The sequence below is a fragment of the Arthrobacter sp. 01T428 genome (assembly GCF_056398685.1).
This window is the reverse complement of record NZ_JBFTPW010000020.1, coordinates 26,582-49,398: the sequence shown is the minus strand read 5'-3', so window position 1 is coordinate 49,398 and position 22,817 is coordinate 26,582. Positions and strand designations below refer to the sequence as shown.

28 protein-coding genes are annotated in these 22,817 nt (G+C 61.9%); 27 read left to right on the top strand and 1 reads right to left on the bottom strand.

Annotation, left to right across the window (positions count from 1 at the left end):
- The 27 genes from AC1DJB_RS18660 to AC1DJB_RS18530 all read left to right on the top strand — a co-directional run bounded on the left by AC1DJB_RS18660 (nucleotide 1) and on the right by AC1DJB_RS18530 (nucleotide 21,030).
- Complete coding sequence (locus AC1DJB_RS18660) at nucleotides 1-1,506, top strand: hypothetical protein (protein WP_476910660.1); 1,506 nt, start codon at nucleotides 1-3, stop codon at nucleotides 1,504-1,506.
- Nucleotides 1,507-1,517: 11 nt separating this feature from the next.
- Nucleotides 1,518-3,116 (top strand): hypothetical protein, encoded by a 1,599-nt coding sequence (locus AC1DJB_RS18655; RefSeq protein ID WP_476910659.1) that lies wholly within the window; start codon nucleotides 1,518-1,520, stop codon nucleotides 3,114-3,116.
- Nucleotides 3,117-3,118: 2 nt separating this feature from the next.
- Nucleotides 3,119-3,865, top strand: a complete 747-nt coding sequence (locus AC1DJB_RS18650; protein ID WP_476910658.1) for a VG15 protein — start codon at nucleotides 3,119-3,121, stop codon at nucleotides 3,863-3,865.
- Nucleotides 3,866-3,951: 86 nt separating this feature from the next.
- Entirely contained in the window at nucleotides 3,952-4,590 is a 639-nt protein-coding gene (locus AC1DJB_RS18645; protein WP_476910657.1) for a hypothetical protein, read from the top strand.
- 12 nt (nucleotides 4,591-4,602) lie between these two features.
- Nucleotides 4,603-4,989, top strand: coding sequence for a hypothetical protein (locus tag AC1DJB_RS18640; RefSeq protein ID WP_476910656.1), 387 nt, complete (start codon nucleotides 4,603-4,605; stop codon nucleotides 4,987-4,989).
- Between the two features lie 17 nt (nucleotides 4,990-5,006).
- Complete coding sequence (locus AC1DJB_RS18635) at nucleotides 5,007-6,023, top strand: major capsid protein (protein ID WP_476910655.1); 1,017 nt, start codon at nucleotides 5,007-5,009, stop codon at nucleotides 6,021-6,023.
- A gap of 115 nt (nucleotides 6,024-6,138) precedes the next feature.
- Nucleotides 6,139-6,450, top strand: coding sequence for a hypothetical protein (locus AC1DJB_RS18630; RefSeq protein WP_476910654.1), 312 nt, complete (start codon nucleotides 6,139-6,141; stop codon nucleotides 6,448-6,450).
- A gap of 2 nt (nucleotides 6,451-6,452) precedes the next feature.
- Entirely contained in the window at nucleotides 6,453-6,845 is a 393-nt protein-coding gene (locus tag AC1DJB_RS18625; RefSeq protein ID WP_476910653.1) for a hypothetical protein, read from the top strand.
- Nucleotide 6,846: 1 nt separating this feature from the next.
- On the top strand, nucleotides 6,847-7,176 hold the full coding sequence (locus AC1DJB_RS18620) for a hypothetical protein (RefSeq protein WP_476910652.1): 330 nt from the start codon (nucleotides 6,847-6,849) through the stop codon (nucleotides 7,174-7,176).
- On the top strand, nucleotides 7,176-7,571 hold the full coding sequence (locus AC1DJB_RS18615; RefSeq protein ID WP_476910651.1) for a hypothetical protein: 396 nt from the start codon (nucleotides 7,176-7,178) through the stop codon (nucleotides 7,569-7,571). Before AC1DJB_RS18620 ends, AC1DJB_RS18615 begins: the two co-directional genes overlap by 1 nt.
- A complete protein-coding gene (locus AC1DJB_RS18610) occupies nucleotides 7,571-7,975 on the top strand; it encodes a hypothetical protein (protein WP_476910650.1) in 405 nt (134 codons plus the stop codon). The genes AC1DJB_RS18615 and AC1DJB_RS18610 overlap by 1 nt, the downstream gene beginning before the upstream one ends.
- Before the next feature lie 51 nt (nucleotides 7,976-8,026).
- A complete protein-coding gene (locus AC1DJB_RS18605) occupies nucleotides 8,027-8,692 on the top strand; it encodes a hypothetical protein (protein ID WP_476910649.1) in 666 nt (221 codons plus the stop codon).
- An 86-nt stretch (nucleotides 8,693-8,778) separates the two neighbouring features.
- The gene (locus AC1DJB_RS18600; protein WP_476910648.1) at nucleotides 8,779-8,919 is read left to right on the top strand and encodes a hypothetical protein; all 141 of its coding nucleotides are present in this window, start codon (nucleotides 8,779-8,781) and stop codon (nucleotides 8,917-8,919) included.
- Nucleotides 8,920-8,948: 29 nt separating this feature from the next.
- A complete protein-coding gene (locus AC1DJB_RS18595) occupies nucleotides 8,949-9,293 on the top strand; it encodes a hypothetical protein (protein WP_476910647.1) in 345 nt (114 codons plus the stop codon).
- Nucleotides 9,294-9,343: 50 nt separating this feature from the next.
- The gene (locus AC1DJB_RS18590) at nucleotides 9,344-9,742 is read left to right on the top strand and encodes a hypothetical protein (RefSeq protein ID WP_476910646.1); all 399 of its coding nucleotides are present in this window, start codon (nucleotides 9,344-9,346) and stop codon (nucleotides 9,740-9,742) included.
- 19 nt (nucleotides 9,743-9,761) lie between these two features.
- Nucleotides 9,762-13,427, top strand: coding sequence for a peptidoglycan DD-metalloendopeptidase family protein (locus AC1DJB_RS18585; protein WP_476910645.1), 3,666 nt, complete (start codon nucleotides 9,762-9,764; stop codon nucleotides 13,425-13,427).
- 11 nt (nucleotides 13,428-13,438) lie between these two features.
- Complete coding sequence (locus AC1DJB_RS18580; protein ID WP_476910644.1) at nucleotides 13,439-14,416, top strand: phage tail family protein; 978 nt, start codon at nucleotides 13,439-13,441, stop codon at nucleotides 14,414-14,416.
- Entirely contained in the window at nucleotides 14,416-15,522 is a 1,107-nt protein-coding gene (locus AC1DJB_RS18575) for a Gp37-like protein (protein ID WP_476910643.1), read from the top strand. The genes AC1DJB_RS18580 and AC1DJB_RS18575 overlap by 1 nt, the downstream gene beginning before the upstream one ends.
- The gene (locus tag AC1DJB_RS18570) at nucleotides 15,522-16,508 is read left to right on the top strand and encodes a hypothetical protein (protein ID WP_476910642.1); all 987 of its coding nucleotides are present in this window, start codon (nucleotides 15,522-15,524) and stop codon (nucleotides 16,506-16,508) included. The genes AC1DJB_RS18575 and AC1DJB_RS18570 overlap by 1 nt, the downstream gene beginning before the upstream one ends.
- On the top strand, nucleotides 16,505-16,939 hold the full coding sequence (locus tag AC1DJB_RS18565; RefSeq protein WP_476910641.1) for a hypothetical protein: 435 nt from the start codon (nucleotides 16,505-16,507) through the stop codon (nucleotides 16,937-16,939). Before AC1DJB_RS18570 ends, AC1DJB_RS18565 begins: the two co-directional genes overlap by 4 nt.
- An 11-nt stretch (nucleotides 16,940-16,950) precedes the next feature.
- Complete coding sequence (locus tag AC1DJB_RS18560) at nucleotides 16,951-17,280, top strand: hypothetical protein (protein ID WP_476910640.1); 330 nt, start codon at nucleotides 16,951-16,953, stop codon at nucleotides 17,278-17,280.
- Between the two features lie 60 nt (nucleotides 17,281-17,340).
- Nucleotides 17,341-18,297 (top strand): LysM peptidoglycan-binding domain-containing protein, encoded by a 957-nt coding sequence (locus AC1DJB_RS18555; RefSeq protein WP_476910639.1) that lies wholly within the window; start codon nucleotides 17,341-17,343, stop codon nucleotides 18,295-18,297.
- A 4-nt stretch (nucleotides 18,298-18,301) separates the two neighbouring features.
- Nucleotides 18,302-18,427, top strand: coding sequence for a hypothetical protein (locus AC1DJB_RS18550; RefSeq protein ID WP_476910638.1), 126 nt, complete (start codon nucleotides 18,302-18,304; stop codon nucleotides 18,425-18,427).
- Complete coding sequence (locus AC1DJB_RS18545; protein WP_476910637.1) at nucleotides 18,427-18,753, top strand: hypothetical protein; 327 nt, start codon at nucleotides 18,427-18,429, stop codon at nucleotides 18,751-18,753. The genes AC1DJB_RS18550 and AC1DJB_RS18545 overlap by 1 nt, the downstream gene beginning before the upstream one ends.
- Complete coding sequence (locus tag AC1DJB_RS18540; RefSeq protein ID WP_476910636.1) at nucleotides 18,750-19,250, top strand: hypothetical protein; 501 nt, start codon at nucleotides 18,750-18,752, stop codon at nucleotides 19,248-19,250. Before AC1DJB_RS18545 ends, AC1DJB_RS18540 begins: the two co-directional genes overlap by 4 nt.
- Nucleotides 19,251-19,264: 14 nt before the next feature.
- Complete coding sequence (locus tag AC1DJB_RS18535; RefSeq protein WP_476910635.1) at nucleotides 19,265-19,603, top strand: hypothetical protein; 339 nt, start codon at nucleotides 19,265-19,267, stop codon at nucleotides 19,601-19,603.
- An 8-nt stretch (nucleotides 19,604-19,611) separates the two neighbouring features.
- Nucleotides 19,612-21,030: an SGNH/GDSL hydrolase family protein gene (locus AC1DJB_RS18530; RefSeq protein ID WP_476910634.1), complete on the top strand. Its 1,419-nt coding sequence runs from the start codon at nucleotides 19,612-19,614 to the stop codon at nucleotides 21,028-21,030.
- A 320-nt stretch (nucleotides 21,031-21,350) separates the two neighbouring features.
- On the opposite strand, the gene AC1DJB_RS18525 is transcribed toward AC1DJB_RS18530, so the two are convergent.
- Nucleotides 21,351-22,775: a hypothetical protein gene (locus AC1DJB_RS18525; RefSeq protein WP_476910633.1), complete on the bottom strand. Its 1,425-nt coding sequence runs from the start codon at nucleotides 22,773-22,775 to the stop codon at nucleotides 21,351-21,353.
- Between the last annotated feature and the right edge of the window lie 42 nt (nucleotides 22,776-22,817).

The following is a 22,817-nucleotide window of genomic DNA, read 5'->3' as shown; positions in this document are numbered from 1 at the left end:
GTGCTGATCGGTTCGCAGGTCGCACGCTTCAATACGGCGCCGTCGCCTCGTGGGTACAGCGTTGAGCATGCTGAGAGAGCGATCGAGTTCGCCGAGGGATATCAGTTCGTTGCTGATCCTTGGCAGTCCGAGGTTGTGCGCGCCTGGCTGCGCACTGATGAGGCTGGCTGGCTTGCCTCAACTTGGGGCCTGAGTGTTCCTCGCCAGAACGGCAAGAACGGCGCTCTGGAGATCGTCGAGCTGTACCTGATGGTGGCGCTTGGCTTGAAGATCTTGCACACCTCGCACCTTCTCGGCTCGGCCCGCAAGGCGTTCAAGCGCCTTATGTTTTTCTTTGGCACTAAGGTCAACGACCCGAGTGCGAGATTCCCGGAGCTGAATGCTCTGGTCAAGGAGATCCGCAAGACGAACGGCCAGGAGGCCATTGAGCTTCACAACGGCGGATTGATCGAGCTGGGCGCCCGCACTGGCGGCGCCGGCCGAGGTAGCTCCTTCGATGTCCTTGTCGTTGACGAGGCCCAGGAGTACGAAGAGGACGAGCAGGAGGCTCTTGAGCCGACTGTTTCCGCTTCTCCGTCTGGCGATCCGATCATCATCTACATGGGCACCCCGCCGCGGGATTTGAGCGAGCGTGGCGAGCCTTTCGTTCGCGTCCGTAACGCCGCGGTGACTGGTGCTGACAAGCGCTCGGCTTGGGTTGAGCACTCTGCTGTTGGCGACGTCGACAAGATGGACGAGGCTGAACTGCGCGTCTTTGTCGCTGACCGGGCCAACTGGGCTCAGTCGAATCCTGCTCTTGGTGGTCGTATCAAGCTGCGCACGGTGGAGGGCGAGCACTTCCGGCAGTCGGCGAGGTCGTTCGCGCGCGAGCGGCTGAACATGTGGCCGACGCCTTCCGAAGCAGGCCAGGTTGCTTTCACGAAGTGGGATGACCGGAAGATTGACCATCCGGATCCTGAGTGGCCTGTCGCCGCGTACGGGGTCGACATGAACCCGGAGCGCACGAAGGTTTCGATCGGGGTTTCGACGTTCGCGGATGGCGAGAATATCCACCTCGAGTTGGCCGCGGATGCTCCGTTTGATGAGGCTGGCACGTCGGCTCTCGTGGAGTGGCTTTGGGAGCGGTGTAAGCGCCGAATTCCCGTGGTCATTGATGCTTTCTCGCCAGCGCGTGACCTGCTTGAGGCGCACCTGAAGAAAAAGGGAATGAAGGTGTTCATTCTGCAGGCGAGCGAGTACACCCAGGCATGCGCGATGCTGCATGAGGCTGTTGAGAAGCACCCGGCGGTTACTCATTTCGGCCAGGAGCATCTGAACGAGTCAGCGAAGCACACCACGAAGGATCCGATAAAGAATCGGCCCGGCTCTTTCAAGTGGAACCGTACGAGTCTTGACGTCGATTTGGCCCCAACCGTGGCCGTTACGTGCGCCCATTTCGGCGCCATCAAGTTTGCCAGGCGCCCCCGTTCCGGGGCCGTGAAGAAGAGACACGCAATTGTTGGTTAGGGGTGACGCTGGTGGCTGTTCTTGACGTGGTTCGGAAGCTCTCTTTTGAGGAGTCGACGGCGTTTTACCGGATGCTTTCGACTATCCGGCGTAAGGCCTCACGTAACAAGCTGCGGGAGGCGTACGTCGAGGACAAGAAGCGTCTGGAAAAGATTGGTTTTTCGGTTCCGCCGCACATGATCGACTTTCAGACGCCGATTGGTTGGGCGTCGAAGGGGATCAAGGTTCCGGCGTCGAGGATTCGTCCTGACGGTTTCACTCTTCCGCGCACGTCAAAGCTCCTGGATGAGGTCAATGAGACTTTCGAGGACAACTACTTGGGCGCTGTGGAACGGATGGCGATTGAGTCGTCGCTTCAGCATTCTGTCGCGTTCGTCTTTGTGACCCCTGGCGATTCGGATCTTGCCGAGCCTGAAGTGATCGTTGCAGCCCGTACGGCACTTGAGGCCACGGCGGAAGTTGACGCCCGGACCAACCGCGTGACACTGGCTCTTGAGATGGTTTCGGCCACTACGGCCTTGTTGTACGTTCCGGGCAAGACGTTGCGCTTGGATTCTGGCCAGAACGGCTGGATAGTCACGCGCGAAATTGAGAACTTGTCCGGCCTCATTCCCTGCATCCCTTACATCTGGGGATGGTCGCTGTCCCGCCCGTTTGGCCGGTCCAGGGTAACGCGCCCGTTGATGGGCTACATCGACAAGGGTGTGCGGACGATGCTCCGGCAGGAAGTCACTGCCGAGTTCTTCTCTGCCCCGCAGCGGGCATTGCTGGGCGCTGACGAGGCGCACTTCACTGGTCCGGACGGTAAGCGGATCTCGCCGCTTGAGGCTCTGATTGGCGGCATGTGGGCGTTGCCTGACGTGTTCGACGAGGACGAGCAGAAGCTTGTTCGCCCGGACATCAAGCAACTCCAGCAAGCTTCAATGCAGCCGCATTCGGAGATGATGCGCACCATTGGGTTGATGGTCTCTAGTGAGCTGTCAATACCGGTTGGCTATCTCGGCATCATTCATGACAATCCGTCGTCTGCTGATGCGATTCTCGCTTCGGAGTCGGACATGGTTGCCATGGTTGAGCATGAGCGGGATATCAGCTACAAGATTGCTCACGAGTCGCTGGCTCGGACGATCCTGGCTGTCAAGCACGGCGGGATCACGGCGGCCATGGCTGCTGAGTTGCGCGGCTTGCAGGCGAATTTCGCGGATGCTGGGACACCTACCCGTGCGGCACGCGCCGATTCGGCCTTGAAGTACACCACGGCCTTCCCGAATGGCGACCCTGAGGTTGCCATGGAGGAATACGGGCTTTCGAAGTCGCAGATCGAGCGAAACCTTGCGTATGCGAAAAGCGTGCAGTCCGGGCAGCGTCTTGATGCTCTGGTGGCGGCCGCCAAGTCCTCCGCGGCTCCAGTGTTCAGTGATGGCACTACGGCGCCGGCTGGGGCGGTTGATGATCAGCTAAAGCAAGCGCAGGTGCTCAAGGCCCAGGCTGACGCGCTGGGCGTGCTCCGCCGCGCTGGTGTTGATGCTGGTGATGCTGCCGCACGTTCGGGCCTTACTGGCGTCAAGTTCATGCCAGGCTCGCCGATCACCATTCGTGAGAATCCGTAGCTATGGCTGATCCGGTAATTGAGCAGTTCCGGGCCGCTAACGCGGGGCTTTCGAAGCTAGTTCGTGATGAGTTGGCGGGGTTCTTCGGCACGCTCAATTTGGCTAAGCCGGAAGCGGTACGGGACGCCCTGTTGGAGTTCGTTCCGCTTTTGGTGTCTGAGTATGGTTCGGTTGCTGAAACGCTGGCCCTGGACTATTACGACGAGCTCCGGGCGGCTTCCGGCGCTACTGGAGTGTTCCGGGCTGCTGCTGGTGCCGATGGCATTCCTGGATCGGCTGTGGAAGCGAAGATCCGCTACCTCGCCAAGCAGCTGTGGACCCCGGATCCTGCTTCGATGCTTGGCGGTCTACTGACGGCAACTGACAAGTACGTGAAGCAGCCGGGCCGCAATGCGATCTCCTACAACGCCAAGCGCGAAGGCGCCCGGTGGGCTCGCGTGCCGACCGGCGCAAAGACATGCAGTTGGTGCCTGGTGCTCGCCTCGCTGGACGCCGTCTACCTGTCCAAGCAATCCGCCGGCGATCGGCGCGGCACTGGCAAAGGCGATGCGTTCCACGGCGACTGCAACTGCGCGGTTGTTCGGATAGGCAAGGCCTCCGACTATCCGCTTGGCTACCTCCCGGATGACTACCTCGCCATGTACGAGGCAGCCCGCGCCGAGGCCGCCTCGGGCGACCTCAAGGACATCAGCGCGGCCTTCCGCCGGCTTCACCCGGACGCAGTTACCGACGCCGTCCACACTCACTAACCGCTCCGGCGGTTCACACTCTCCCTTCCGTGCGATGCGGGCAGGGTTATTCGCCGTGCGATGCGGCATCCAAGAAGGAGTTCGAATTGAGCAAGAATTTTCCCCACGGTATCGACATCACTGCCCCTGGCGGCATTGAGAAGCTGTTCGCGTTCAACCGGACCCGTTTCGGCAATGCCGTCATGGAGATCACCCCGGAAGCTGCCGCGCAGGCAACCGCCGACGCCGCGGCAAAAGCTGCGGCTGACGCTGCAGCCGCAGATGCCGCGAAGGCCGCCGGCGAGAAGCTTGGCGAGGGCGGGCTGAAGGCTTTGCAGGCTGAGCGCGATGCTCGAGCTGCTGCCGAAAAGCGGGCCGCCGATGCTGAGGCGAAAATTCAGGCCGCGGAGGACGCCAAACTCTCCGAGATCGACCGCGCAAAGAAGGAACGAGACGACCAAGCAGCCGAGAACGCGAAGCTCAAGGCCACTAACGCACGTCTCGCTGCTCTGGCAGAGCATCCCGTTCCGAAGGAATACCAAGACCTTGTGACCGGGACTGACGAAGCCAGCTTCCTCGCCTCTGCCAAGAAGATCTCCGAGCTTTACGCCCGCGCCGAGGGTAAGACTCCCAAGGGCTCCCCGGTTCACGAATCCGGCAACCGCTCCGGCGAAAACAACCCGACTGGCGGCTCCATTGCTGCTGGCCGCGACATCTACGCATCCAAGCACAACAAATCTTCCTAGAAAGGATCCATCATGCCTCGTCTTCGCACTGAAACTTACGGCAGCGGAAGCCTTGCCTGGCTCGGTTCCGGACATGCCATTGGCAATGCCCGCACCGAGACGGTCAGCGTCGCAGCCTTCACCAAGGCAACCCACTTCCCGGACGGCTATCTCCGCTCCGGCCAACCCGTGGCCAAGGTCGGCGGCGTTCTTGTCCCGTACGACGCCACGGAAGCTACCGTGACGGGCGCCGGCATCCTCGCGGGTCACATCCTGTTCGACCTGCAGGTGGAAGGCCAGGCCAACGTTGCCGCCCCGCTGCTGGACCATGGCCGCGTCGTGGCCTCCAAGGTCCCGGGTGTCTTCGTGAAGCCCGCTGCGGCCGCCAAGCTGTCCGCTACGACCATCGTCTACGTCTAAGAAAGGAGTGACCGATTATGCTTTGGACTGATCTCGTCACCCCCGCCGAGGCCACAGGGTATGCTCGCGCAGCCCTGTCCGACCTCGAAGTCAACAAGGCCTCGCTGGCCCGCTGGATTCCGAATACTGATGTTTCTGACCTCTCGGTTCGGTTCCGCAAGGGGCAGGCCGGTTTCGTGCAGGAAGCCGCGTTCCGCGCCTTCGACGCCGAGCCGGAACTGGCCGGTTCCACCTCGGGTCAGCGCGTCACCATTGACCTGCCCGCCCTCGGCCAGAACCGCCCGGTCTCGGAGTACGACCAGCTTCTGTTGCGCAACTCGCCGGATGAGGTTATCCGCGACTCGATCTTCAAGGAGATCTCGAACGCGGCCCGCGCCGTCGCCGACCGAATCGAGCGCCTGCGCGGTACCGTGCTCGCCACGGGCAAGGCCACGATCAACCAGGCGAACTTCATCTCCGATGACGACTTTGGACGCTCCGGCACCCATAGCGTCACGGCAGCCTCGCTCTGGTCTGACCCGACGGTTTCGCGCCTGAGCGACCTGAATGCATGGTCGGACGTGTACTCCGCGACGAACAACGGCACGGTCCCTGGCTGCATGCTGATGTCTCGCCGCGTGTTCCGTGCTCTTGCCGCGGGCAAGGAGTTTGCCACGCTGCTGGCGAACGGGGCTACCCGTCCCGGTTTGGAAGCTGACGTGCGCGGCCTCCTGACCGCCGCCGGCTTGCCGGAACTGTTCATCTACGACCGCTCCACTTCTGGTGGCCGCGTGATCGCTGATGACAAGCTCCTGTTCCTGCCGGCCCCGGTTGATCCGCAGTCCGGTCAGTCCGAGATGGGCGCAACCTTCTGGGGCCAGACGCTGACCTCGATGGATTCCAACTACGCCATCGAGCCGTCCGAACAGCCCGGCGTCGTCGTCGGCGTCTACAAGAACGAGAAGCCCCCGATGATCGCCGAGGTCGTCTCGGATGCCATCGCCCTTCCCGTTCTGGCGAACGCGAACCTGTCCTTCGTGGCCAAGGTTCTCTAGTTGACCGCTGGGCGGCGCCTGGGATTCGAGCCCGGGCGCCGTTCGGCCCCAATCTTTAGGAGTCAATATGGCGACTTTTGCCGCACATGTTTTTGTTCATGGTGAGTCTGGGCCCGTGCACTTTGCTCCCGGTGACGAGCTGCCCGAGTGGGCGGAAGGTCTCGTCGGCAAGCATTGCCTTGTGCCCGAGGTCGAGACCGGCGTCCCTGACTTCACCGCCGGCGGTGCTGACGGTGGCCAGAGCGACCCTGAAGGCACCGGCGGGGACCCTGACGCCGACGACGCTGACAAGGCCGACGACGGCGAGGAAGAGGGCGAAGGCGAAGGCGATGCTGGCGAAATCGACGACGTCGACCCCGCCGCGAAGACCGACGCCCCCGACTTCACTGCACCGGCTCCGCGCCGCGGCCGTCCCCGGAAGGTCTAACCATGGCGGCCGACTACGCGACGCTGGAAGACCTCCAGGAGCACTGGTCGGCTCTTCCCGAGGCGAAAGAATCCGAGGCTCAGCAGAAGCTTCATGAAGCGTCCGTTGAAGTCCGGGCACTGTACTCGGATCTCGACGGCCGCATAGCCTCTGGATCGATTGACGCTGATGTGCCACGCCTCGTCGTGTGCCGCATGGTCAAGCGCGCGCTTGAGCCGAAGGACGAGAACGCGCCGCCGTCGGGCATGGAGTCATTCCAGTTCGGCGCCGGCCCATTCTCCGTGGGCGGCAAGATGGCAAACCCTGACGGCAGCCTCTACCTGACCGCTGCTGACAAGCGGCTCCTTGCCAAGTCGAAGCGACGCCAAGCTTGGACGATCCACCCGGGAGGCTGACATGGGCATTGTGAGCATGTTCCCGAAGTCGTGGCGCACCGATGTCGTGGTGCTCCGCGGCGGCGGCCGGGACGCGAAGGGCAATCCGTTGCCAGTGCAGGAGATCCCGGTGACTGACTGCATCATCGGGCCGCGTGCGACGGCTGAGCCGCTGGACCATTCCGACGTCGTTGACTCGAAAGCTGTCCTATACCGGGATCCTGGCTTCACGTTCCTGCCCGCCGACCGTGTCCGCGTCCCTGAGGGTGCGCGCATGCCTGGCACGTGGTCTGTTGAGGGCCGCCCGGGTGAATGGCCGTACGGTTCCGAGGTTGGGTTGGTGATGGGCTGATGGGTCTGCACAAAGTGCCCGGATCGAAGTCGTATCTGGCTGAGGATGCCGGGCTCAAGGATCTTGGGACGTCATCCGCGGTGGCCGCTGCGACGTTGTCAGCGGCGCAGCGCTTGGCCGGGAATGCGCAAGCTGTAGGGCGCGGCACTTACGAGGCCGCCCCTGCGACCGTCACGGCTGGTTGGGCGAACAGTCGGCGCGCTGGGGCAGTGGTGCGGGAGACCCGAAGGGACTGGCGCGACACAAGGGACGCCATCCTGCTCCGGGTGGCTGAGGCCATGGCGATTGCCCGCCCGGGAGGCGGCGAGAGGGACATGGTCACTTACACGCGTCGAGACGGCACTCAACGGCAGGCTACTCGTGCGCAGGCCGCTAACTGGTCGAGGGGGCGGTAATGATTGATGCCCTGATTTTTCCGGACACCCGCGATGCATTGTTCGATTTGATCGACGGAGCCACGCACCTTGGCGAACCGGTGAGATGCGTTTACCAAATCCCCGCTGACAAGTACGGCGCGATTCTTGGCCCGTTCCCGATCGCGCTGGTCTACTCCGGTGGCGGCAACCGTGGCTTTGTTGACCAAGTCGACCGGGCCACGATCGAGCTCTACGCCCCCGGGCAGCAAGCCGTGAACACGCTGGTATCGATCAGCGCGTCCATCATCGGCACGGACATCGAAACACCGTCGGGGTTCATCGACTCCATCGAGGCAAACGTAACGCCAGCGGATGTTCCCTACCAGTCGGACACCATCAACAAAGCCGTCGCGACTTTCTTGGTCACTTCCCGGCCCATCTGACCCCACGAGGGGAACCAACACATTCCAAGCCCTTGAAAGGGGTTATTTGCCATGCCAACTTTTGCCACGATTCAGCAGGAAGCTGACGAACGAAATCTGATCCGCAAGATCCAGAAGGCCGTAGCGTTCCTGGCACCTCCATCGGTTGAACTGCCCACGAGCCTGTTTGGCGTCGGCGGTGCCCTGATCGACCTCAAAGCGCTGGGCTACCTGCCGTTTGGCCTGGTCACCCCGGATGGTTTCGAGTTCGGCCGCGACATCAGCAAGTCTGATGTGTCCGCTCTCGGCTATGCAGGCCCGGTCCGCTCCGACATTGACACCGTCGCCCGTTCGGTGAAGATGACCGCACTGGAAACCGGTCGCAAGCACATGCTCGAGCTGACATACGGAACTGACCTTTCGGCCGTGACCCAGTCGGCGACAACCGGTGAGATCGTCTTTGACGAGCCGGACTTGCCTGTTGGCCAGGAGTACCGCCTGCTGATCTTGGGCAACGACGGTCCTGCCGCTGACAACTGGATCCTTGGCCGCGGCTACGGCTCCGTGAAGCTCGCGGCGACCGATTCCCAGAAGTGGGGGACGAGCGACCCGGTGCAGCAGTCCTACACCTTCGACGTGTTCACGGATTCCGAGATCGGCGTACCGGTGAAGCACTACATCGGCGGCACTGGCGCTCTGAAGCACAAGACGGCGCTCGGCTTCACGGCCGGGACCTAACCCCCTCAAGCGCGGTGCGCGTCGCTTTCCGGGTGTGGCGACGCGCACCGTTTTCACCTCACACCCGAAGTTCTCAGGAGTCGATCATGGCCCGCTTCATTTCAAAGGACGGCAAGCACGCCGTCGACACCGCCGTCGCTACCGAGGCCGCTGAGCTTCGCCGCGACGGCTACACCGAAGAGAAGGCCGAGGCCCCCAAGGCCGACGCCGCCAAGCCCACCAAGTAAATCCACCCCTCACACCCGGAGGTAACACCATGGCCGCAAACGACAAGCCGACCGTCCACCTTTCCCTCGCGAGCCTTCGCAAGGAGGTTGCCAAGCCCGAAGTGTTTCGCGTTGCGTTGTCCGCGTCCAAGATCATCACGTTCCCGGACCTTTACGCTGTCGAGTCGGTCGAGGCCGAGGAGATCTTCGGCGCCCTGAATCAGAGCTCGACCAACTGGGACGCTCTCGAAAAGTGGCTGACCAAGGCTGATGCTGCGGCTTTGAAGGCTGAGAAGCTGTCCGTCCGCGAGCTGGGCGCCGTCGTACAGGCCGCAATCTCCTACTACGAGCAGACTGTCGGCACTGCGGGAAACGCCGCCGCCTCCGCGAGCTAGTAAGCCGCTACCGTCCCCAGATCCGCGCCGACCTCCTGCGGGAGTACGGCGTGGATCTGGCGGAATGGTACGCCGCGGGCAGGTGGGTTGGGTTGCTCGAACTGATCGACATGCTCCCCACTGCCTGCAGGCTCAACGAGGCGATCGCTAACGATCCCGAAATGGCCGCAATCTTGGCTGAGCAGAGGCTGTCACGCCGTGACGACGACGCCGATCCTTGGTCACCCAAGATCTCAGAGTTTGACCTGAACATCACTGTTCTGCGCGAGATCCTTCACGCCGTCAAAGGCTTGCGGCAGGTCAGCATCGCAGCCGCCGGCGGGAAGCCTGGCGAAGAGACGCCCTTCCCCGCCCCGTACACCGAGATTGACCGCGCTGTCGAGGCTGCGGAACGCAACTGGGCCGAGATGTTCGTCCAGCAGTTCGGATTCTCTCCGGAGGACATCTGACAACTTCATAGGAGGCCAAATGCCCACGATCGGTGTCGCCGACATCCTTGTGGTTCCGGTATTCAAGGACCTCCAGAAGAAGGTTGGCAAGGAGCTCGACGCGGCCGCCAGTACTGCTGGTGACAGCGCAGGTAAGAGCCTCGCCAGCAAACTGACTGGCGCGGTTGGCGGCTTCATGTCCGGGACCATGAAGGCCGCTGGGATCGCTGGCGGGCTGACCGTCGGCGCGGCCTTCGGTACGGCCCTGGCGAAGGGCTTTGGACGGCTCCAGGCAATCGAGGAGGCCAAGGCCAAGCTGAGCGGCCTGGGCCACTCAGCGGAGACCGTGCAGGGCATCATGAACGACGCCATGGCTGCCGTGAAGGGCACAGCTTTTGGCCTTGGTGATGCCGCGTCGGTCGCTGCTGGCGCCGTCGCTGCTGGCGTGAAGCCGGGCAAGGATCTCGAGAGAACACTCAAGCTGACTGGCGACGCTGCGACCATCGCAGGTGTCGGAATGGGCGAAATGGGCGCCATCTTCAACAAGGTGAGCGCGTCCAACAAGATCCAGGGCGACGTTATCGCCCAGTTGAATGACGCCGGTATCCCGATTATCCAGCTGCTCGGCAAGGAGCTCGGCAAGTCCGCCGAGGAGACTGTGAAGCTCGCCTCCGAAGGCAAAATCAATTTTGAGACCTTCCAGAACGCCATGGAGAAGGGCCTTGGTGGGGCTGCGCTGAAGTCAGGCGAAACCCTGCGGGGCGCGTTCAAGAACACCATCGCCTCAGTCGGCCGCATCGGCGCCTCATTGCTGTCCGGCGTGTACCCGAAAATTCAGCAGTTCTTCGCCGGGGCAATCACGTGGCTGAAGCCTCTTGAGGAGGGCGCGAAGATCGCGGGCGCGGCGATCGGGACCTTCCTTGATAAGGCACTTTCTGGTGCACAGGCAATCTGGGATTTGGTTGTTGGTGGGAATTTCACCCCGAAGTTCCGGGAGATCTTCCACGTCGAGGAAGATTCCAAGCTGGTCGACTTCCTTCTCAAGGTCCGCGACGGCGCACAGGGTCTTTATGACCTGCTCGTCGGTGGCGACTACACGGGGAAGTTGCGGCAGGCGTTCGGGTGGGAAGAGGATTCCCGTTTCGTTGACTTCCTTCTGACCGTCCGCGACATGGTCCTGAAGATCCCTGACGCGCTCGGCAAGGTCATCTCGACTGGGGCCGACGTGGCCAAGTTCCTTTGGGACATGCGCGAGCCCATCGGCATCATTGCTGGGCTCATCGTCGTCTCCCTGATCCCGCACTGGGTAGCGCTCGGCGTGGAAGCAATGAAGTCCGCTATCCAGCAGAAAATCGCATGGGGGATCACGAAGGCCGAGGCCATCAAGGCGGCTTTCGCTCACTCGTGGGCCGTCACGACCATGATTGCCGGCTGGGTTCTCATGGGGACGCAGGCGACCATCCAAGCGGTGAAGATCGCTGCCGCATGGCTCATTTCCTTGGGTTGGGTCGGCCTGATCATCGCGATCGTTGCGGCCTTGGTCGCTGGCTTCATCTGGGCTTACAACAACCTCGATTGGTTCCGCGACGGCGTCGATGCCGCCATGAAGTGGATCTCGGATGCCGTTTCGACGGCCTTCCAGTGGGTGCAAGGCGCAATTGCTGCAGTGGTCGACTGGTTTACCGGTACAGCGGTCCCGGCATGGCAGTCCGCCGTTCAAGCCGTAGGTGACTTTTTCATGTACCTGTGGACGGACTGGATCAAGCCAGCCCTCGACGGGATCGGTGCGGCCATCTCGTGGGTTTACGAGTCGGTCATCAAACCAATTTTCGATGGAATTTTGTTCGCGGTCGGCATTGTCGGTGCGATTTTCGACTGGCTGTATACGAACATCCTGAAGCCAGTGTTCGACAGCGCTGCAGTGGTAATTGGCGGCTTTTATCTGCTGTTCCGGGGCATTTTTCAGGTGATCGTCTCGATCATCCAGTACATCATTGCGCCGCTGTTCATGTGGTGGTGGAACAACGTCATGGTCCCGGTTTTCCAGGGGATCGGCTCGACCATTTCTGACTGGTGGAATTCGGCTGTCTCGATTTTCAATGGCGCCGTCGGTTTCGTCCGGGACGTCCTTGCCGCCGTGTTCACGTGGTTCCACGACGCGATCATCAAGCCGGTGTTCGATGCCATCGGTGCTGCCATTTCGTGGGTTTCTGACAACGTGATCAAGCCGGTTGTGGACGCTTGGAACCTGTGGTTCGGAACGATCCTCCCAGCGGCTTTCACGTGGCTCTACAACAACGTCATCAAGCCCGTTTTTGACGCGATCGGCAACGCCATCAATTGGGTGTGGCTAAACGTCATCAAGCCCACAATCGACACTTGGGTGTACTTCTTCCAGAACATCCTCGGGCCGGCCGTGAACTGGCTCTACCAGAACGTCATCAAGCCCGCCTTCGACGGCATCGGTTCGGCGATCAAGTGGGTTTGGGAAAACGTCATCAAGCCCGTCTTCGACACCCTTTCGGACTTCATAACGAAGACCATTCCGAAGGCCTTCGAGGACGGCGTCTCGTTCATCAAGAAATTCTGGGATGGACTACAGGAAATAGCGAAAGCACCGGTCCGCTTCGTCGTGGACACGGTCATCAACGATGGCCTGATCGGCGCGTTCAACACCATTGCCGGGATCCTGCCAGGCGTGGACAAGCTCCCGCGTGTGGCGCTCCCCAAAGGCTTCATGAACGGCGGCTACACGGGCAACGGCGCCAAGGACGAGCCTGCGGGCATCGTTCACGGCGGCGAGTTCGTGTTCACCAAGGAGCAGACCCGCCGCGCTGGCGTGCGGAACCTGTACGCCTTGGCGGACTCGCTGGCCGGTTACATGAACGGCGGGTTCGTGAATCCGTTGAAGCAGATGGTCGAGACGCAGGGCTACAACCGGGTCCATAAGGGCGTCGACTATGCGGCGTCGGTGGGCACTCCGGTGTTCGCGACGGAGAACGGCCGGGTTAGCTGGTCCGGTCCTGGCATCGCGGCACCGGGTGTTTGGGGCGGCAACGAGATCCACGTCGACGGCGGCTCAGGCATCCAGACGTGGTTCGCTCACCTGTCCTCGATGGCTGTGAGGGTTGGCGAGATGGTTCGGGCCGGGCAGCAGATTGCGCTGTCGGGCAATACGGGCATCACGTCCGGGCCTCACCTGCACTTTGGGACGTTCGCCGGGGGCTGGCCTAATGACATCGACCCGCACGGTTACCTGGGCGGGGCGGGGATTCCATCAGGTGGCGGCTTCAACCCGTTCGCCGGGATCATCGACGGGCTGCTTTCGCAGTTCAAGTCGGCGTTCCCGGCGGCGGGCATCTTGGCTGACATTGCCATCGGCATCGGCAAGAAGCTGTTTAGCACTGTCGCGGACGTCATCACCGGCGGCGGCAAGGGCTCCGCAATCGGAGATCCCGCACTGTATGACCTTGGGGGCATTCTGCCTCCGGGCGTCTCGCAGGTCGTCAACCGCACGGGCCAGCCTGAAGCGATCCTCAACCCGCAACAGTGGGCGGACATTCACCGGCTCGCGACTCTCCGGAGCGAAAGCGCCGGCGGGCGTGGCGACGTGATCTTCAAGGGCAACGTTGGTTGGGATCCGGATGAGGTTGCCAACCGTATCGAAACGAAGCGGCGGGATACGTTCGCCGCCTTCGGGATCTAGGAGGTCACATAGTGGGTATCGTTTACGCCGCCCCGTACAGGCCGCCAGCACCTCCGGCGAATCCTTGGCGGGGCATTGGCCTGTCATGGACGGGCTGGGATGGCAGCGAGTGGGAGCTCACTAACCCGGCCGCAGGTTTGTTCCTGCGGCCGGGGGTGCGCGGCCTTCAACTGCCGGCGTTTGAGCGGCAGTCCAGTTCGTCGCCCGCAGTGGCCGGGTCAAGGCATCTCGGCACATCCACCAAGGACCGGGATGCATTCTGGCCGCTCTACCTGTACTCGGATACGAGCTCTGCCGAGTTCATGGAGCGGGACCGCGCTTTCTGGCGCAGTCTCGACCCTGACTTCGAGGGCACGTGGACGGCGAAACTGCCGAACGGTGATCGGCGGACGCTCGGGCTGCGGCTGATCAGTGCCGATGACGAACTGACGCACGACACGATCCAGCGTGGCTGGGCGAAGTACGGCATCAACCTCTTGGCTGATAAGCCGTACTGGCTTGGCGAGAAAGTCACGAAGTCATGGGCGCAGGGCGATATGCGGAACTACTACATCACCGAGGCGGACCGGGTTGCTTACGGTTATCCGGCGGATGCCATCCACTACCTCTCGCCAGGCGGCGCGCTCGGGGAAGCGACGTTCACGAACGACGGCGACGTCGCGGCGTATCCGGTGTGGACGGTTGTCGGTCACACCACGGCGGTCTCATTCGGTGTCGGCGGTAATGACATCATCGTCCCGTTTGAGATCCCCGCGGGCTACGCGGTGCAGCTGGACACTGACCCGGTCAACGGCCAGGTGCTCTGGTACGGGCAATGGGACGATGCAACGAAGTCGATCCTGTCACCACTGGATCGCACATCGGAGCTTGACCCGGCGTCGGCGTTCGTTGCGATTCCCCGAGGGCAGGACCGGCCCCTGACTATCCAAATGACTGGCACTGGCAGCGTGATTGCCGAGGTGCAGAACCGGTATCGGAGGGCTTGGTAGTGGCTTCCGAGATTCCCTACGAGATCGTTGTGTACAAGGGCTGGGAGTTCAAGGGTTGGGTTGGGCGGCCGCTCGATCTGAAGCCGACCATCCGCCACAATGTGCGGTCCACGGCGACGTTCACGATCGAGGCTGACCACCGTCGGGCATCGCAGCTGATGGAGCCGGGCGCTCGGGTGATGATTTACCGGCACGGCGAGTTCCAGATGTCTGGGCCCGTCAGGTTGGCCGGCGGCCAGTTCACGACGGCGGCCATGCTGACCTTCTCTGTCGAGGATGATTTCCGGATCCTGAACAACTGGCTGGCATGGCCGAAGCCCACGGCTCCACTGACTGGGCAGGATGTCGAGTACCGGTCGATCACTGGCCCGGCCGAGACTGTCGTGAAGACGGTGATGGCTGAGGCTGCCACCAGGCTCGGTTACCCACTGACCGTGGCGCCGTCGCTGGGGCGCGGAGCATCCGGGAAGTACACGTTCCGTTTCCACCCGGCCTATGACCGGCTCTTTCCCGCAGTGGACCAAGCCGGAATCGGGGTGACCGTCCGGCAGCAAGGCAACGGTCTACTGCTGGACTGCTACGAGCCCCGGGACTACGTGCACCACCTCTCCCCGGAGAACGGAACGGTCATCGGCGGCACCTACTCACTGGCCGCCCCGGCCGTGACGCGCGTGGTTGTCGGCGGCCAGGGTGAAGGCGTCGATCGCGAGTTTAAAGGCTTCTCCGAGCCGGCGCGCGAGACCGCATGGAACGACATCATCGAGGTCTTGCAGGACGCCCGCGACTCATCCTCCGGCGACGTCTACGCCGACCGCGCCAAGGAAGTCCTTGCGGAAGGTGCCCCGCTGGCCGGGCTCTCGCTCGAACTTTCCGAGACAAAGCACTTCCGCTACGGCGGGGACGGGCTGCGGGTAGGCGACCGGGTGACGGCCATGATCCGCGGCCAAGCATTCACCGACGTCCTCCGGGAAGCCCGCTTGTCTTGGGACAGGGACGGCGACACGGCAACACCCATCGTGGGTGAACGCGCCGACGATCCCGATACCGCCTTGGCCAAGAGAATCCGCGCCTTGCAGCGCGACAACGCAGACAGGAAGGCCCGCTAATGGCTTTGACCAGCGTCTTTTACGACGGTGTAGTGACCGAAACCGACCGGGCAAAGAACCGGGCCGGGGTTCCCGATTATGGCGTCTACGGTGCCGATGATTTCAAGGTGAAGCCTCACCCGTCGATCCCGTACGCGGTGCTCGTGACCAAGGGCAAGGCTCATGGTTGGGGCGTCACCGACGAGGCGACCGAGGATCAGGTGGTTCAGTGCGGGACCATCAGCTCTGGCGTCCGCTACGACCTCATATCGGTTCGTAGGAATTGGCAGCCCGCCGCCGGCGGCCCGTCCACTCTTGTAGCCATCCCGGGCAGTGACGTCGCTGAAATACCCGCGACGCGCAAGATCGGCCCCGGCGTCGAGGATGACCAGCCGCTTGCATTGGTCAAATGGAAGGCCGGGCTGAGCGCGCCGGAGAAGATCATTGACCTACGATGCTGGGCCGGCAACGGCGGCGTCGTGGCCAAAGAAGATCTCGTGCGTACTTATCTGACTCGCCTCGGCACCCGGCTACGCATCGGCAGCGCCGAATGGCAATACACTGTCGGTCCCAACGACATCCCCGTCTGGATCCAAACGAACCTCGTTCCGCGGGCCGAGTTTGTCTCGCAGAACATGGACTACCCGGGAGACAGTCAGGCCTGGGGCCCGGGAACATCTCTGAAACTGGACGAGCCGAGCAGCACCCCCAATCCGCCTTTCCAAGCAATTCAGGACGGCGTGAAAGTCATGGAGTCCGGAGCGTACCTCTTCGAGGCGTGGCTGCAGGGAGCGACCGGCTCGCCACCGGATATGACCCTCGCTTTGATAACCGCGAACGGGCAAATCGTCGAGACCAGCGTCAAGCAAGGCCGGGCTTGGAGCGCCTACATCGTCGGATCAGCCTATGTTTCCGCAGGGAGCGACGTCAGAGTATCGACCTCGTGGCGAACTTCGGGATGGCGCGCGAAATGCCGCATGAAGATCACCAAACAGGGGCTCGCGTGAACCGGGGCAATGAAATGATCGATGTCCTCAAGCGCCTGTGGTTCATGATCCAAGAACCTCGTTTCTTCTCCATCTGCTATTGCGGCGCCTACCTGATGATGGCCATCGCTGGCACGGCCGTCATCCTGGACCCTCCCCGGACCATGGAGCACGGCCTTGGCGAGATCCTTGTCCATGTCTGGGCCGGGCTGCTGATCTTCGGCGGCGTTCTCGGTTCACTGACGACCCTGCCGGGGATCTGGTGGCTCGAACGGCCTGCCACGATCGCATGCATGTTCGCGATCACGATCTACGGCGCAGCGGTGCTAGCGCTCCCTTTGACACAACCGAGCGCCCGGATCGTCTCAATGTGCTTCATCGCGTTCGCCCTTCTCACGTTCGCCGTCCGACTAGTGAAGATCAAACACTTCGCCTACGACCCCGAAAAGTAGAGGTCCAGCGAATGGACGGAACACAACAATTCGTGCTGGCCATGGTCAGCATCGGCGGCGGCATGGTCGCTTTGGAACTGATCAGGGGCCTAGTGAAGTTCTTTACGGGTGCGGCAGGTCGGGAGCGCGCCCGGAACGTCACGCTGAAAGAGCAGCGCAACGAGGCTTGGGCGGATGCTGAGCGGGAGCGTGACCGGGCCGACCGGGAGGCGCACAACCGGCGCATCACGGAAGAGTACGCCTCCCAGCTGCGCCGAGACTGCACCGAGCATGGCATGACGGATCAGGAGCTTCGTCCTTGGCCCGTCCTGAAGAAACCTCCGCCAGACAGCACCACCTAACAACTCACGAAAGGCCCTGGCAGTCGCCGGGGCCTTTGTCATGCCCGGAAAGGGGCCATCATGAAGCTCTCGAACCTTGCAAATGTCCTTCGCTCCGCAGGTCTTACTGTTGTTGAGACCGCAGGCTGGGCCTCTCGCGGCTACGCTGGCCAGGACCTCGCCGACGTGCGCGGCGTCCTCTGGCACCACACCGCTACGAACCGTGGCGCGTTCGCTGGCTCCGACACGCCGACCCTGAACATGTGCATCGGTGGGCGCTCCGACCTCGCCGGGCCCCTGTGCAACATCGTGTTCGGGCGCAACGGCACCGTCTACCTTGTCGCCGCGGGGCTGGCGAACCATGCGGGCCGCGGTTCGGCCGCCGGGATTCCGACGGACGCCGGGAACTATTACCTCATCGGCATCGAAATGGAGTCCTCCGGCGTCGCGCCGTTCGACTGGACTGAGGACCAGATCAGGGTGGCGCCGCACCTGGGCGCGGCACTGGAGCGGGCATACCTCTTGAACCAGCCGGAGGAACTGCGCCTGCAGCTGGGCCACCTCGAATACTCCTCTGAGGGCAAGATCGACCCGGCTGGCTGGCCGGGCGGCATGGACGGCTTGCGGGCGTCGATCAACGCCGTTCTCGGCGGCGGCGCTGCTGAAATTCTTGCGCCGGCTTCCACTCCAGTCCCGGCACCTGCACCGGCTCCTGCCCCGGGCCAGATCATCCGCGGTGACAACGAAATCCACTGGGTGGTTGAGCGCGGTGACACGCTCTCCAAAATCCAGGCCTACTATAACGGCCCGAGCGTCGACCAGATCGCGGCCTACAACCGCATCGACAAGAACAGCATCACTCCCGGCCAGAAGATTTGGATTCCGGGGCCGCTGGTGTGGATTATCGAGGCCCCGGACACGATCCGTTCGATCGCCGACTATTACGGCCTTGACGCCGGATACCTTTCGGCCCTCAACGGCCTTCCCGGGCCGGATGCCGAGATCTACATCGGCAACGTCCTCACCATCAAGGCCTAGGCCCATGCGGTCATTTCTTTGGCTGACGGCCGTCGCTTTGGCAATGGCCGCCACCAGCTTTTGGTTTTACGCACTGACCGTTGTGGACGCCTTCGTTGTGGTCCTCGAACTCTTGAAAGGGGCTCTCTAGTGGAGACGCTCGCAACCATCATGGCCGCTGTCCTCACCGTCGTTTCACCGCTCGGCATTGCCTGGGCTAAGTCGGAATCATGGTCGAAGGTCATCAAGGTGGCCGTTCCGATCATCGTGTCTCTGGTGATCGCTACGGCCTATCTGTGGGTCAGCGGCCAGCTCTACAGCCCGGCAGGTTGGGCGCCGACCATCCTTGCCGTCTACGGCGCCCAGCAGCTCGCGTACACGACCATCCTGCGCTGGTGGGCCTCGATTCTGGAACAAGCCGGACAGAATCCCGATGCCGGGCCGGCGCACCGCGCAGAGCGCAAGGAGACCTCGTGACTACATACCCTTTTGAGGCGCCGCTCTTCGTTGACGCGGTGACGTTCACCCGGGCTCCGAACGCTCACATCACGATTTATGACGAGGCGGATACAGCCGGCACGACACCACTGGCGTTGACGGACCCGAACGGATTGCCGCTGGCGAACCCTCTGACCGCGTCGCCCGATGCATTTGGGCCGAACTTCCGGGCCCCGAGCATGCGCGTGAAATGGTCCGGTGGCGGGCTGACAGGCTTCCTTTCCTCGCCCCAGGCTGTGTTGGACGAGGCCAAGGCGGCGAGGTCAGCAGCTGACACAGCCTCAGGCTCAGCATCCGGTGCGGCAGCAGCCGCTATGGCCGCTCAGGCGGCAGCGGAGGCCGCGGCTGCGACCGCGGCTGGCGGGGGGACCGCCGTCGACCCACTCGATCCTGATGCGTTGCTCATCACCACCAAAACGGATGGCTCAGTGGCGATCGACCCATCCGACGCCGATGCCATCACGATCACCACCTGACAGGAGACCTTCGAATGGCAACAAAGAAAATCCCTACCCTCGATGACAGCGGCAAGGTCCGGGACAAGCACCTCCCCGCGTACGTCGGACTCATTCAGGCCGCTAAAAGCCCGGACTTGTTGATTGTCGGAGCGATCACCTTGGACAGTTCTGATCAAGTAACGAGCGCGGCCGTGCTGTGGCCGGATGGGACGCCCGGCACATTCACGATCACTGCCCGCCACGCTTCGGGAGCAGTGACCAGCTACAACATCACGTACGGCTCGCCAGTAACCAAGACCTTCACGCAACCCGCCGTGTCCCGGAATGCAGCAGGCGCGGCAACCAACGTCCCGACCATCGTCGTCACTTAGGAGTACAAATGGGAATCCTCGACACACCCGTTGGGCCACAGATCAGCCAAGCCCTCAAACTGCCGCGCCGACGGGAACGGCCTTCGCCAGCGCTGGCGGGCCTCACTATTGACAAAGTCATGGCCACCCCGCCCACAGTCGGCGCTCCGGCGACAACTTCTGCAATCACGGGGGGCGTCAACTGGTCACCGCTGAAGAATGGCGTTGCCACTGGCGACGCGACCGCGGTTGATCCGGCAGGGCAGTTCGATTTCGCTCTAGCGTCGGCTGGCCGGCAGCAGGGAAGCACCTTCCCGAGCTACGGGTACATGGTCTTCGAATCCCCGGCGCACCCGAACGCACAATCGGCGGTGTACCGGGCAAGGTTCCATTTCGACGGAACCAATCTGGAAATCATGATGTCGATCTACGCAAATGTGCAGTACCAGATTTACGTAGACGGACAGGCAGTTGCTGCCTCAGCGGCATCGATCGGAAGCAATCAGACGGTCTCCTATATTCCTCTGACCTTCGCAAGTAGGGCTCAACGGCTCATTGAAGTGGTCAGCTCCAACCCCTTCGGAGGCGTGCGGACGACCCCTACGGACACCATCTGGAAGCCGGCTCCAGTAGGGGGTCCCAGGGTAATTGTCCTGGGCGACTCCTACACGGGTGGCACGGGAGCTGATGCATCCGGTATCACTGGATGGGTTCAGAAGTTCGCCGCGATCATGGGCTGGCCAGATACTTGGCAGGCCGGCGTTGGCGGCTCGGGGTACCTCGCGACAGGCCAAGGGGCAAAATTCCGCGACCGTGTTGTCTCGGACGTCACTGCGAACGCACCTGACCTCGTCATTGTTGCTGGGGGACACAATGACACGGGCTTTACGACCGCAGCCGTACAGACCGAGGCTGCGCTTCTTTACGATGCAATCAAGGCTGGGTCTCCAAAGGCAAAGCTCATCGTTGTTGGGCCAATGGGTGCGGCCAATGCTCAAGGAACCTACGCTGCGATGCAGAGCGCAATTTTCGCGGCGGCGGCGAGCAAAGCGGACTTGACTATAAATACCCTCGCGCCGAACTGGTTTACGGGCAATGGATTCATCGGAACGAACAGGGCGGTCGTAGACGCCGTTACGACCAATGGGTCAACCACGATCACGTCCGCAACGGCAGCCTTTGTAGCCGGTGACGTAAACCGCGTGGTTTCTGGTGCCGGCATCCCTACCGGGGCAAAGATCGCGAGCGTAACGAACTCCACAACCGCCGTCCTGTCCGTCGCGGCGACAGCTTCGGCGTCCTCAGTTTCACTGGCACTCACAAACCAGCGCGGGGACGGCAACGACGACTATTACGTCTGGACTGACAACGTGCATCCGTCTCAGGCTGGGCACGAGTATATCGCGCGCAGAATCGGGTCAGCTGTTACGTCCTGGCTGGCGGCCTGATCCGTACGGCCGCGGGTATGGCGCCGGCTCACAGAGGTTAGGCGGTTGCGTTCACCCAAAGTTCGTTGGCGCACTCCTCCGAGCATGCCTGGAACTCCGGAATTGGGTGAATGTCCGGAAGAATCCGGCCGCAGTTCTCACAGCGACCCTTCCTCAGCTTGTGCCAAGCGACTAGACGCATAAGGAGATTCCGCATGCTGTGAAGTATAGGGCCAACTCGTAGTGGATTGGCCAAGAATCATGTGACGGCGGGCTGCTGCACCATCTCAAAGGGCAGCAGCCCGCTTCTTCCGTTTGGGGCGTATCAAGGGCCGCTCGAACTAGTCGATTTGGCGTGTCATCCCTTGCTGACGCGCAAGTCTGGCATACATTTCGCTGGGCGCCGGTCGCGCTACTTTCACCGGCCCCTGGGCGCGTTCCTTGGGAGCCAATACTGGCATATCTGGCAAAGATGCAGTGTAGATCAGTCCTGCCATTATGAACACGAACGTTGAGTCTGATGCTGGCTGAGACAGCAGCAGAACAATCAATATAAGAAGAATCGGGGCGGTGGTTGCTGCCTTGTTCGGGTGACCGATCCTTGGCAGCAATAAGGTGCCGACCACTATGACGAAGAACGGGATACCAAGCGGGGCCAAGGAAGCAAGCAGATTGATACCTTCAGACACGCCAGTATGAACGCCGCCAAAAGGGTTATCCACTATCGCTCCAAGACCCGCATTCGTGGCCCTCGTTCTGTCATCCAGCGAGACCGCGTTGACATCGCCTTTTGCCATGTAACCAAAGACTGGAGCAGTCAAGGCGACCCATCCTGCTAGACCAAGCGCAACGAGTTTGACTAGGAAGCTGAGGAAGTGGACAGCTGGATCGCTCCCTTTGTCTCCGCGAGCCATCCAGGCGAGGATGATGACCACTACGAAGGCTCCGAAACCGGCGGTTGAGAAGGTTCCAAGGAGCCCAATGATGAGGAACACCGCGCCCGGGAGCCTCACTCGACCCACCCTGGGCCACAGCAGGAGAGCCAAACCCGCGTACATCGACATCCATCCGGGTTCCCTGCCAAGGCCGGTGAAGCGCGGGAACGTAACGCCACCGAGGCCCTGGTACCCCGTGGCTGGCGTAAATGGAAGGTACAAGATGGCGATCCAGCCATTCTTGTCGATGTCGAAGGAGCCAAGCACAAGTGTTGTAAATTTTATTGCGAGACCGGCAACCAACGTGAACGCGTATGAGGCGCAGAGCAGGATCATCAACCAGACGAACCCGCGCACCAGTATCCTGCGCCTGATGGGGTTGGCGATGACCACCCCAACTGCGACTACAGGTAGAGCGGTCGTCACGATACCTTGAAGGATCGTCGAGACGGTATCGGTTGCGGAAAATATGGCGGCATTAATCAACGTCCACAGGTACATGACAGCAACCCCGGAGGCTACCACCAAGTAACTCCTTGGGATGCGAAACCGCCCGGCATCCGAAACAAGTGCAATGAATGCCGCGACCAAACACATGGCAACCGCGATCAGTGCATAGTTTCCGCCCAAGATGTTCGGGCGCATGAACGGAAATGCCGCCAGGACGAGCGCTGGCGCCACGATTTGTGGTCTCTTGATGGATAGGCCAAGTAGGACGACCACTCCAATGACGATCAAAGCCGATGGCGGCCAGAAGATGACCCCCGCGACGCAAAGTGGCGTTAATACGATGCCTACAAGGGGCAAGGCCCAGCGTGCACTATTTCTCAAGAGCGATCCTGTTCATTTCTCACGCATATTTTCCCACGCGGC